Source organism: Phyllobacterium sp. GQ127, from assembly GCF_059758635.1.
In genome coordinates this window covers 353526-364660 of record NZ_JCAXDZ010000005.1, presented here as the reverse complement: position 1 = coordinate 364660, position 11135 = coordinate 353526, and the positions used below count along the sequence as shown (strand labels likewise).

12 protein-coding genes are annotated in these 11135 nt (G+C 51.5%); 8 read left to right on the top strand and 4 right to left on the bottom strand.

From position 1 onward, the window contains the following. Positions 1 to 446: 446 nt before the first annotated feature. From AC6CHM_RS19385 to AC6CHM_RS19370, 4 genes are read left to right on the top strand one after another with little or no spacing between them, the layout of a single operon-like run. Positions 447 to 2087 carry a phosphoethanolamine transferase gene (locus tag AC6CHM_RS19385; protein ID WP_498174169.1) on the top strand — a complete coding sequence of 547 codons (1641 nt, stop codon included), beginning with the start codon at positions 447 to 449 and terminating at the stop codon, positions 2085 to 2087. Continuing rightward, on the top strand, positions 2084 to 2470 hold the full coding sequence (locus tag AC6CHM_RS19380) for a diacylglycerol kinase (RefSeq protein ID WP_307275688.1): 387 nt from the start codon (positions 2084 to 2086) through the stop codon (positions 2468 to 2470). Before AC6CHM_RS19385 ends, AC6CHM_RS19380 begins: the two co-directional genes overlap by 4 nt. Positions 2471 to 2512: 42 nt before the next feature. Beyond that, entirely contained in the window at positions 2513 to 3175 is a 663-nt protein-coding gene (locus AC6CHM_RS19375) for a response regulator (RefSeq protein WP_307275691.1), read from the top strand. After that, on the top strand, positions 3172 to 4503 hold the full coding sequence (locus AC6CHM_RS19370) for a sensor histidine kinase (protein WP_307275693.1): 1332 nt from the start codon (positions 3172 to 3174) through the stop codon (positions 4501 to 4503). The genes AC6CHM_RS19375 and AC6CHM_RS19370 overlap by 4 nt, the downstream gene beginning before the upstream one ends. A gap of 28 nt (positions 4504 to 4531) precedes the next feature. On the opposite strand, the gene AC6CHM_RS19365 is transcribed toward AC6CHM_RS19370, so the two are convergent. After that, positions 4532 to 5185, bottom strand: a complete 654-nt coding sequence (locus AC6CHM_RS19365; protein ID WP_498174166.1) for a glutathione S-transferase family protein — start codon at positions 5183 to 5185, stop codon at positions 4532 to 4534. 28 nt (positions 5186 to 5213) lie between these two features. Continuing rightward, positions 5214 to 5858, bottom strand: a complete 645-nt coding sequence (locus AC6CHM_RS19360) for a dihydrofolate reductase family protein (protein WP_498174164.1) — start codon at positions 5856 to 5858, stop codon at positions 5214 to 5216. Between the two features lie 91 nt (positions 5859 to 5949). Between AC6CHM_RS19360 and AC6CHM_RS19355 the strand changes: the two genes are divergently transcribed. Continuing rightward, entirely contained in the window at positions 5950 to 6468 is a 519-nt protein-coding gene (locus AC6CHM_RS19355; protein ID WP_307275697.1) for a winged helix-turn-helix transcriptional regulator, read from the top strand. Positions 6469 to 6496: 28 nt separating this feature from the next. Here the strand turns inward: AC6CHM_RS19355 and AC6CHM_RS19350 are convergent, their stop codons facing one another. Continuing rightward, entirely contained in the window at positions 6497 to 7378 is an 882-nt protein-coding gene (locus AC6CHM_RS19350) for an MBL fold metallo-hydrolase (RefSeq protein ID WP_498174198.1), read from the bottom strand. A gap of 187 nt (positions 7379 to 7565) precedes the next feature. Here AC6CHM_RS19350 and AC6CHM_RS19345 point away from each other — a divergent pair, with 187 nt between their 5' ends. Continuing rightward, complete coding sequence (locus tag AC6CHM_RS19345) at positions 7566 to 8222, top strand: peroxiredoxin (RefSeq protein ID WP_337345101.1); 657 nt, start codon at positions 7566 to 7568, stop codon at positions 8220 to 8222. A gap of 470 nt (positions 8223 to 8692) precedes the next feature. On the opposite strand, the gene AC6CHM_RS19340 is transcribed toward AC6CHM_RS19345, so the two are convergent. Further along, positions 8693 to 9154 (bottom strand): Lrp/AsnC family transcriptional regulator, encoded by a 462-nt coding sequence (locus AC6CHM_RS19340; RefSeq protein ID WP_498174161.1) that lies wholly within the window; start codon positions 9152 to 9154, stop codon positions 8693 to 8695. A gap of 110 nt (positions 9155 to 9264) precedes the next feature. On the opposite strand from AC6CHM_RS19340, the gene AC6CHM_RS19335 reads away from it, so the two are divergent. Beyond that, positions 9265 to 9876, top strand: a complete 612-nt coding sequence (locus AC6CHM_RS19335) for a LysE family translocator (RefSeq protein ID WP_498174159.1) — start codon at positions 9265 to 9267, stop codon at positions 9874 to 9876. Between the two features lie 116 nt (positions 9877 to 9992). Next, complete coding sequence (locus AC6CHM_RS19330) at positions 9993 to 10916, top strand: hypothetical protein (RefSeq protein WP_115053803.1); 924 nt, start codon at positions 9993 to 9995, stop codon at positions 10914 to 10916. Positions 10917 to 11135: the final 219 nt, after the last annotated feature.

The window sequence follows — 11135 nt, the reverse complement described above, 5'->3', positions numbered from 1 at the left end:
GCCCGTATCCTTGAACAGGGAACACACACGCAACTGCTCAAGTCAGACCGGTTTTACCGGCGGCTTCATGATGCCCAGTTTGGCGAGAATAATTTATCTACCGCGGCAAGCTGAATTGCCGATCACTGCTGATATGAAATTGGTGCTATTCTGGTGCGGTGCTTTGAATCGTATTTTGCAGCTAACGGAACCAGTGAGAGCGCTGCAATAAGCCCGATAATCAAGCAGATTCCATAATTCATTCTAAACTTCATATCTCAGTCCACGTTGAAACAGTGCGGACATTTTCCTTCTAAAAGCTGACACGGACCTGAACCCTCATATTCCCGTCCTTAGCCGGGAAATGTTCCATTCAGCTTCCTGTCAGGAAAAAGGGCGATTGCAGCTCCAATCAGTGCCGCCCAATGGCGGCATCCCTGACTTTGAGTCCTGCAAGGAAGTCGCACGTGTCAATCGTATTAAACTATTCCGAAGGTCGCTCGCTTCGCCCGCAAATTGGAAGTGTGACGCTGAGCGTTCTGGTTGCAATCTTTTTGATGGCCACCGCCAATAATACTTTCTGGGGGAAAGCCACCCTGCTGCTGCAAGGGCAGACCGTCGCGCTGATCTATCTGGCCTTCGGGCTGACATGCGCTTTCATCGCCCTGTGTGTGTCTTTTTCCCTGAAATTTCTCATCAAACCATTCTTGATTGTTCTTATTCTTTTCAGCGCCTCGACATCCTGGTTCATGGATAGCTACGGCACGATCATTGATGTGAACATGCTTCAAAGCGCCGTCGATACGACAGATGCGGAAGCCGGTCATCTCGTGACCTCTGCCTATATGTGGCACATGTTTATCTTTGGGATTCTACCAGCCCTGCTCGTTGGCTGGGTGCGGATCAGGCACCGGACCTATCTGCAAAAAGTCAAATGGAACATGGTTGTCATTATACCTGCGCTGGTGTTTTTCTTCGTCGCTGCTCTTTCTCATGCGAGCACCTATCTGTCGCTCGGGCGTGAACATCGTGACTGGTTCGCCACTTTAAATCCCATCGCGCCTATCGTGAATGTGGTTAAACTCGTGATACGCACGACCAGCAACCAACATATTGTTGTGCAGCCGCTTGGCACAGATGCACGCGTCTACTCTGCCGCTCCATCAGGCAAACCCCGTGTCACTATTATCGTTGCCGGAGAAACCGGGCGCGCCGAGAGCTTTTCGCTGGGAGGTTATGGCCAGCTTACCAATCCCGAATTGTCCAAGCAGGATATTACCTATTTCCCCCAGACGAGCAGTTGCGGCACCATCACCGAGGTTTCATTGCCGTGCATGTTCTCCGTCTACACGCGCAAGCAATATACGCATCGCAAGGGCCTTGAAACCGAGAACCTTCTGGATGTACTCGGCCATGCCGGGATCAAGACAGAGTGGTGGGACAACAATACGGGCGATAAGAAGATTGCCGATCGCACCGCCTACCAGCCGCTCTACAAGTCTGGAAATCCTGCCTATTGCAAGGATGGCGAATGTCTGGACAGCATTTTGCTCGACCAGATCGACAATTGGCTCGACAATGTGAAATCCGATTCAGTGCTTGTCATTCACCAGCTCGGCAGTCACGGCCCAGCCTATTATCTGCGCTATCCGGAAGAGTACCGTCGCTTCACACCGGATTGCCGCACATCCGAATTCGCAAAATGCAGCCGCCAGGAAATAATAAACGCCTACGACAACACCATTCTTTATACCGACCACATTATTTCGACAGTGATCGACAAGCTGAAAGCGCGCGAGGCGCGGATATCACCATCCATGATCTATATGTCGGATCATGGCGAGTCGACGGGTGAATATGGGCTTTACCTTCACGGCGCACCCTACTTCATGGCCCCGACACAACAGACCCATGTACCTTTTGTCCTGTGGCTCGGTCAGGAGGCAAAAACGGAAGTGGACGCCAAATGTCTTGCTGCCGAGGCCTTAAAACCCCACTCGCATGATAATCTGTTTCATACGGTTTTAGGCATGATGCATGTCGAGACAACAGTGCACGACAAGGCGCTTGATGCGCTTGCGCCATGCAGGCAGGGGCAGTCATCGTGAGCGAAAGCCCCTACTTTAAAAAGACAACCGGGTTTCGTCACCTTTTTGCCGCTGCAAGCTACTCTGTGAAAGGAGCGGAACGGCTACTGCGCGAGTCAGCGGCGCGGCACGAGATCATTGCTTATCTTGGTGGAGTTGCTTTGTTCTCGGTTCTGGGGGCAGCGCTTCTTGACTATCTGGTGCTGACAGCTTTGTTTCTGCTGCTGCTTGCTGTCGAGGCTTTGAACACAGCAATTGAAGAGATCATTGATCATCTTTCGCGTGATTACTCGGTTTTTGCACGAAATGCCAAGGATCTCGGTTCCTTTGCAGTGTCCTGTATTCTCGCTATCAACGCACTCTTTATCGCCTACGTTGCAATCGATTTGCTGACCTCAACTTAATTAGGTATTGGGTGTTAACATTACACAAGACCGGGGTCAGGTTTGCGGGTTCTCCTTGTTGAAGACGATCAAACCCTTGGCGAGGCTGTGCGTGATCACGTCGCCAGCACTTACCATGCGGTCGACTGGATGCAGACGATCGACGATGCCACGGCATCGGTCCGTGTGGTTGAGTATGGGTTGATACTGCTCGACCTCAGATTGCCGGACGGAAGCGGCATAAATTTCCTACGAACACTCCGGTCAAGGGGCAACGCAACTCCCGTCATTATTCTTACCGCACACGACCAGATTTCCGATCGTATTGAGGGGTTGAATGCTGGTGCAGATGATTATCTGGTCAAGCCGTTCAATCTGGACGAATTAACCGCACGCATATTGGCGGTCACACGGCGCCATTCGGGCAATTCAAGCTCAGAAATTATAGTTGGGACGCTTCGTATCAATATTGCCAGCAGAAGCATCTTTTCGGGAAAGCATGAGATCATATTATCCGGACGGGAATGGGCCGTGCTCGATAAACTCCTGGCCCGCGCGGGCGCCGTCGTGTCCAAGTCTCAGATAGAAGAGGCGCTTTATGCTTTCGGCTGGGAAGTCGAGAGCAATACGGTTGAGGTCTATATCAGCCGTCTGCGTAAAAAACTCGGGCGCGAACATGTCACGACGATACGCGGCGTCGGATATAAGATTGAAGGCCGCTCATGAAAAACCGCAGCATGACCCGCCGGCTGATTTTTTCCTTGACGGCGACACTGATCGTTTTTTGGCTGCTGGCTACAATAGCCGGCATGTTTGTCATGCAGGACGAGTTCGGGGAAATCTTTGATGGCTCACTGCAGGCAACAACCGAGCGTCTGACACCCCTCGTTGTCGACGATGTGCTGCAAAGCGCAGAAGTATCGGACGCACGCCGTCAGCAAAGTTTGAACGAATCCACCCATAAGGGTTATCTGACCTATCAAGTCAGGGATGCGACGGGCAAAGTCATCCTTCACTCGCACGATGTTTCGGCAACACCCTTCGTTGCTCCTTTAAAGCGCGGCTTCTTCCAGGATGATGTCTCACGATTTTATACGGTTCCCGCCGTCAACAACACTATCTTCGTGCAGGTCGCGGACTCCCTTGCACATCGCACCGAAGCCGCTGTTGAAGGAGGTCTGGCCCTGCTTCTGCCCGTTCTGGTACTGATTCCGGTTAGCATTATCGGCATATGGCTCATTGTCCGACGCTCGATTGAACCAGTCAACGATTTACGCGAGGCGATTGCAGGCAAGGATAGCGGCAATCTTGCTCCAATTGAGCTGTCAACCTTGCCGCGCGAGCTTCAACCGATCGTAACGTCGGTCAATCGCCTGCTTGAGCGGCTAAGGTCGACACTAAAAGCTGAAAGAGAATTCACCGCCAACAGCGCGCATGAGCTGCGCACTCCCCTCGCCGGAGCACTCGCGCAGACGCAGATGCTTAAATCTGAGCTGCGCAGTGAGGGTTCAAAGTCGCGCTTGGCGCTTATCGAGGCGTCGTTGCAAAAGCTCATCAGGCTTGTCGAAAAGCTTATGCAACTGGCGCGTGCCGAGGCAAAGATAGGCACTTCAAATGAAGCCGCCGATTTGGGGAAAGTCCTGGAACTCGTGATTGAAGATTTCAATCGGGCGTCCGAGACAGATGGCAGAATTCGATATAGCCGGGCCAAAGCTGCCACGCTTGTTCGCCCGGTAAGCGAGGATGCTTTTGCAATTGTGCTTCGTAATCTTATAGAAAACGCCCTGATCCATGGCGATCAACAAGCTCCGGTCAAAATCAGCCTTGAGCCTGGCGGTACAGTTCGCATTGCAAATGATGGACCTGTGCTGGGTGCCGACGAACTCGTATCAATCCGCCAACGCTTCAGCCGTGGCAAAACAACATCTCCAGGTTCAGGCCTTGGCTTGTCAATTGCCACTGAACTGGCCTCTCAAATGGGGGCGACACTGGAACTGAAATCTCCGGCAACCAACGCCAGCACAGGCTTTGAATCCATCCTGCATTTCAGTTGAAGCCTTTTCACCAAGTTGAGGGCGCTTTTCAGTCACGACCCTCCGGCGCTCCCAAAGGAAACATGTGACGGTATGGCCGGGCTTCATCAAGGGCCCGGGCATAGCTGGCGCGCGCAAGAAGGCGATCGCGATAAGCCCAGAGGTTTTGGTAATTCCTCGGTATTGGATAGGTCCAATCCGCATAAAGCAAGGACGGCGCAGCGGCACAATCGGCCAGACTGAATTCATCAGCCACCCATTCACGCTCTGCCATGCGCCTATCGAGAAGCGCGTAGGCTTCGTCGAACGCCGCTTTCCATTTCGCGCCATCTTCACCATCATCCGGTTCGCGGCCGATTGACAGATAGACCAGTCTCTGCTGCGGATAATTGACATAATTATCGAAAAACCGGTCCCACATCCGAACTTGCACGGCTTTCATCGGATCGTCAGGTATCAGTCTTGGCGTGTCTGGATAGCGGGCCTCAAGATATTCAATAATAGCCGTGGCTTCGAAGATCAGTTCCTCACCGTCCTTTACGACAGGAAATCTCTTGATTGGCCATAATGCGGCGAACTCGCTTGCAAACGGCTCGGTACCGTCAAGCATTTGCGTCTCGAAGGCCACGCCTTTCTCGTAAAAGCCGGTCTTGGCTTTTTGTACATATGACGAGAGAGGATGAAGGTACATAATAAGCGCCATTGCTCATTTCCTATGCAGGAGGACTTTGTTACCTCGCAAGCACGATATGAATCGCATGTTCCGTCAGGGTGCGTTCGGTGACGCTGAACCCAAGTTCCGGCAGATTTATTCCACTGAAAATTGCTTCACCCTTACCCAAAATTACCGGCGAGACGGCAAAGTGCAGCTCATCAATTAACCCCGCCTTCAAATATTGGCGCACAGTACTTACACCCCCGCCAATCTTCACGTCAGCGTTTCCAGCTGCAGCTTTTGCCTGATCAAGTGCAGCTTCAATTCCCTCCGTTACAAAGTAAAAGGTAGTGCCACCCTCCATGACGATCGGGTCGCGCGGGTAATGCGTGAGAATATAGGTCGGAGCGTGGTAAGGCGGATTGTTACCCCACCAGCCTTTCCATGTGTCGTCTTCCGGCCATTCGCCCCGGATTGGGCCAAACATATTACGGCCCAGAATGAATGCACCAAAACCAGCCATGCTGCGGGCGGCATAGTCATTGTCAGAGCCTGTTTCACCGGTCTGTTTTCCGAGCATTGCGTGGAAAGTCTTTGTTCCGAATATCCATTGATGCAGGTCTTCTCCTCCCTTGCCCAACGGATCAGCCAGAGTTTGCTCCGGCCCTGCCCCGAACCCGTCAATCGAAACGGAAAAACCGCCTACTTTCACCTTTGTCATCGCACCCTCCAACCAATTGCGATTTGCAACTGGTTGTTTTATGCCACAACTGATCCTATAATGCAACTGGTTGCTGTGGAGATAAACCTATTTGAACATTGAAAAACGATCTGGATGCCCGATAAATCTGTCGCTGGAGATCATGGGCGATAAATGGAGCCTCATCATCATACGCGATATGATGTTTGGAAATCGGCGGCATTTCCGCGACCTGCTGACCCATTCGCAAGAAAAAATTGCCTCCAATATCCTGGCTGCGCGGCTTAAGCACCTGTTGTCAGTTGGCTTGATCAGCAAACAGGATGACCCCAGCCACAGCCAAAAAGCCATCTATAGCCTGACGGAGCCAGCCATACAGCTCGTGCCATTGCTTGCCATGATGGGCGGTTGGGGACGCAAACACCTCCCGGTTACTCCGGAATTAAGCATCCGTGCCGAGCTTTTGGAAAATGGCGGCCCGGTCATGTGGGAAAAGTTCATGAGTGAACTGCGCGATATTCACATCAAGGATCCGATTGGTGGCGCGAGTGGCAAGGTCGTTTCACCAGTTCTCATCGATCTGACAGCGGCCTACAGACAGGTATGTGCAACAATGGCGGAAACCGATTAGGCCGCTGGAACATTCCGGGCGGGTTTGATCATTCCCAAATAGCATTGCCTAGGGCGTTTAACGGTATTTTGAGATAGCGCGCGCCATTTGATTCCGGTTCAGGAAGACGTCCGGCGTTGAGATTGATTTGGAGAGAAGGCAGCATCAGCTTTGGCATAGGCAAGGTTTTGTCCCGCGCCTGCCTGAAAGCGATAAACTCATCTTTGGAATGACAGCGGCTTAAATGTGAATTGCTGGCTTTTTGTTCGCTCACTGTGCTTGCCCACATTGGAGCACGACCATTGGGCTGGTAATCATGCCCAACGAAAAGCCGGGTTTCGCCGGGCAAAGCCAATATATCCTGGATGGAATGCCAGAGCTGGTCCGCGCTTCCACCCGGAAAGTCTGTTCTGGCCGTACCGCTGTCAGGCATGAACAATGTGTCGTGAATGAATGCGGCGTCACCAACCACATATGTGACCGATGCGAGTGTATGTCCTGGAGAAAACATCACGGATGCATTGAGATTGCCGATCCTGAATGTTTCTCCGGTTTGAAAAAGCTTGTGCCACTGCGATCCGTCAGGGACGAATCCTTGCCAATTATACAGATCCTTCCATAAGGATTGCACCTCAACGACGTGACTGCCAATCGCGCAAGGCGCGCCGGTCTGCGAATGCAAATAGTCTGCGGCTGAAAAATGGTCCGCATGAGGATGAGTATCGAGAATCCATTCAACTTTCAGGTTCTCTGCTGTCACATATTGAAGAATACGGTCGGCATTGAATGTGCCGGTTGCGCCGGATTTTTCCTCAAAATCGAGCACAGGATCAATGATGGCACATGCCCCCGTGGCCGGGTCTGACACGACGTATTGTATGGAGAACGTCCTCTTATCGAAAAAAGCTTCGACATGGGGCCGGGCAGACATGTTCATGGCGTTCTCCAAAGATCAGGCCTCGAAAACTCGTAATTGCTTGGCATTTCGCTGTAATATTATGTGCGTAGTAGACTCCGATAGCCTCACACGGTTAGGATATTGGTCAAATCAGCCGCCAAGGGCAAGCTACCCTTTGCGACTATTGTGGAACCGACATCCATCGAAGAGAGACCGCAAAATGGGCTTACGAATAAATGATGTTGCGCCGGATTTTACCGCCGAAACCACGCAAGGCGAGATCAAATTCCATGATTGGATAAGGGATAGCTACGCCGTTCTGTTCAGTCATCCGAAGAATTTCACACCCGTCTGCACCACAGAACTTGGCTACATGGCCGGGCTTGCGCCTGAATTCGAAAAACGCAATGCCAAGATCATTGGCATTTCTGTTGATCCCGTCGAAAGCCATGCAAAATGGAAAGCAGATATCAAGACGGCAACGGGTCATGAGGTCGATTATCCTCTGATCGGTGATCACGACCTTAAAGTGGCCAAGCTTTATGACATGCTGCCAGCAGAGGCTGGAGATTCGTCTGATGGCCGCACGCCTGCAGACAATGCCACTGTTCGTTCAGTCTTCGTTGTTGGCCCTGACAAGAAGATAAAGCTGGTTCTTACCTATCCGATGACGACGGGGCGCAATTTTGATGAGATACTGCGCGCCATAGACAGTATTCAATTGACGGCCAAGCATCAGGTTGCAACGCCCGCTCAGTGGAAACAGGGCGAAGACGTCATCATCACCGCCGGTGTTTCCGATGAGGATGCAAATGCCCGCTTTGGCGGATTTGAACGCATCTTGCCTTATCTGCGCAAAACCAAACAGCCGACATAGCAACCGCTACAATTGCACACCGTCAAGATGGTCTCCGCACAGCCCGCGGAGACCGCAATTTTTTCAACTTATTGGATCGATTTCGTTTGATGCCGACGGGAAAAACGATCTTTCTGCCGATTGAACATTTGCGCCATAAAACAACAATTGACTCATTTCTAATTTTATTAAAATGTGATGCAATTCATCTTTAGTTGAATCGAGCGTGAATGCTCCGAGATTGGAGCGGGATCATTGTCGCGTTATTTGTCGGATTTCTTTAAACTCAAGCAGCCACTTACCTGTGTGGAATGCAAAACCATATTTTTGCAAATTCCGGAGGAATCGTTTGACGAAGCCCCCGTGCATTGCCGGGAATGTGGTGCCTATATCTGCAACTGGTCATCGGTGAAAGAAGTGTGTTCGCCAGACAATTCGGAATATGGCACCTCCAATTCCTCCGACCTGCGAAAACTCGCCAGAACACGGCTCTAATCAATTGGCAAGGCAAAGGTCTGTTTAACGATCTGGCTGGGCACATCGGTTTTAACGTTCTGTATGCCATTGATCTTCGTCAGGTGCGTTGACTGAAAACGCCGGTACTCATCGAGATTGGCAACGACTACCCTCAACAGAGCGTCGCTTTCACCCAGCATGATATAACACTCGACCACTTGGGGAAGCTTCTTCATGGCATCCATGAAATGCTCGATGGTTTCCGCGTCCTGCGCCGTCAGCCACACGCGAGCAAACATGGAAAGTGCCAGATTGAGCTTGGCTGGATTAAGAACGGCAACATAACGATCAATTATACCCGCCTCCTCCAATAAGCGGACACGGCGCAGGCATGGGGAGGGCGACAGACCGACCTGCTGCGCTAGTTCTACATTCTGCATGCGCGCATCCCGCTGCAGCGCCTTCAAAATTCGCTTGTCGATCTCATCGAGTACCATTGGAGTTCCATGCCATATAAGTGCTTACAATCATTATTTGATGCTAAGTTTTTCCAATTTCCAGCAATCTTTGCAAGCAAATTGCGGCAGCACTATCTTAATATTTCAATATGGAATTTCAAACGATAGCCCTTTTCACTGCAACCGTGCTGCCGCTGATCTGCACTCCGGGGCCGGACATGCTTTTCGTGGCATCGCAGGCTCTGTCCGCAGGCACCATTGCTGGCCTGCGAGCCACTGCTGGCGTTTGCCTCGGCTACATGATCCATTCCGCACTTGTTGCATGCGGTGTTGCCGCCATCATTGCTGCTTCACCTCTTTTGTTCGAAGGCCTGCGCTGGCTGGGCATTGCATATTTGATCTACCTTGCGTGCCGGCTGATACGCTCCTCTCTTATGCCCGGTATTTTAAGCATCGCGGCAAAATCCTCTTCGGGGCAACTCAAGCGCGGATTTCTGACGGCACTTTTCAACCCGAAGGGCATGATGATCTACATAGCCATCCTGCCGCAATTCATGCGTGAGGGAAGCAATGGCGCCTTACAAGCTGGCATCCTTTCTGCCGTTTTTGTGTGCTGGTGCGCGGTGGTCTACACGCTTTTGAGCATCGCCATCGGCAAAGCCGGGCACCGTAGCGGTTTCAATGACAGGCGCCGACGGACCATCGAAGCCAGCGCGGGAGGGCTTCTGATTATTGCTGCCACCTTCATGGCAGGACATTAGGCTCTCGACCCTAAAACCGCCGCAAAAAATAATTCTATTGAAATCGAACCGACCGGTTTAAATTGAGTCGGCCCATGCCCATATAAAAACGGGGCATATCAGTCAGGATAAATCGCATGGACGGCAGCGCAGTTCAGATCTCATCGTGTGGACGCAATGAGGCCCGTTCTCTTTGGCTGCGACAGCGCGTTGCAATCCTTCGCAATAATCCGAATTTCTGCCAGGCCTCGTTTGAATATGCCCATGGCATTGTCGGGGTTTTCGAAGGCCAGTACATGGCCAATAAAGTCATGGCCAATGCTGCACGGCAAGTTATCTGCATGGCAATTGCCGCCATGCATTACGGACGCGATGAGGTGCATCACGGTGCGTCCATTTCAAATCTTCAGCACGTCACCACGGAACTTGGTCTTTGCAGCAAGAGCACCACAGCGGCTACTGTTAATCTGCTTGAGAATATCGGTCATGTAACACGGGTCAAAGACGAGGCGGACCACCGCAGCCACCTTATCGAGCCCACAGGGCAACTGGTTTCAGTTCTGCACGATATTATTGCGGTTTGCCTTTCTGCGGCAGACCGGCTTTTCCCCTTGCGGCGCTATCGCGCTCTGCTCGACAGTTCGTCCGGTTTTCTTGAGCGCTATTTCGCCACCAGCCTGCATTCGCTGTTTGATATAGAACCCTTGATCATTGAGGATCGCCGTTCACGCCTGTTCGCCACGAGCGACAGCGGGGAAATGCTGCTTTGCAAGCTGATGGCAGGACGGACAGAACGCGACCAGAATGTCGTTAGCCTGCCCTTTGATGAGATCGGCCATCTTTATGGTGTGTCGCGCACCCATATCCGGCGTTTGATGAAGAAGGCCGAGACCGAAGGCATGGTCCGGCTTATTGATGCTGGTGGACGACACATCGAATTGCTGCCGCCCTTGAAAGAGGTGTTCAACAATATTGTCGCCTCCCATATCGCCAAGGTGCAATTCGATATTCACCTTGCAAATGAAGACTACGATCTTCTTCCTGCTGAGCTTTGTGCTTGATTTTATATCGTCATTTATATTTCAAATTTTGAATTATTTGGGAACTCCAATCAACAAATACATAAAAAGACTTGACCCCACCGGTTAGGGCGGGGTCTTTGAGCATTGACTGGAGATCAAGTAAACTCAATCGTCCTGATTTCTTATGAAACATCAAAAGGTTCTAGGACGCGCAGACAATCTGCTATGAAATGCCCCGGGCGTCAAAGGACATAATCA

Excerpts from the sequence above, each read along its gene's own strand:
- AC6CHM_RS19340 (WP_498174161.1), bottom strand. The coding sequence starts at position 9,154 with ATGGTACTCGATGAGATCGACAAGCGAATTTTGAAGGCGCTGCAGCGG.
- AC6CHM_RS19350 (WP_498174198.1), bottom strand. The coding sequence starts at position 7,378 with ATGTCTGCCCGGCCCCATGTCGAAGCTTTTTTCGATAAGAGGACGTTC.
- AC6CHM_RS19345 (WP_337345101.1), top strand. The coding sequence starts at position 7,566 with ATGGGCTTACGAATAAATGATGTTGCGCCGGATTTTACCGCCGAAACC.
- AC6CHM_RS19370 (WP_307275693.1), top strand. The coding sequence starts at position 3,172 with ATGAAAAACCGCAGCATGACCCGCCGGCTGATTTTTTCCTTGACGGCG.
- AC6CHM_RS19360 (WP_498174164.1), bottom strand. The coding sequence starts at position 5,858 with ATGACAAAGGTGAAAGTAGGCGGTTTTTCCGTTTCGATTGACGGGTTC.
- AC6CHM_RS19330 (WP_115053803.1), top strand. The coding sequence starts at position 9,993 with ATGGACGGCAGCGCAGTTCAGATCTCATCGTGTGGACGCAATGAGGCC.
- AC6CHM_RS19365 (WP_498174166.1), bottom strand. The coding sequence starts at position 5,185 with ATGGCGCTTATTATGTACCTTCATCCTCTCTCGTCATATGTACAAAAA.
- AC6CHM_RS19335 (WP_498174159.1), top strand. The coding sequence starts at position 9,265 with ATGGAATTTCAAACGATAGCCCTTTTCACTGCAACCGTGCTGCCGCTG.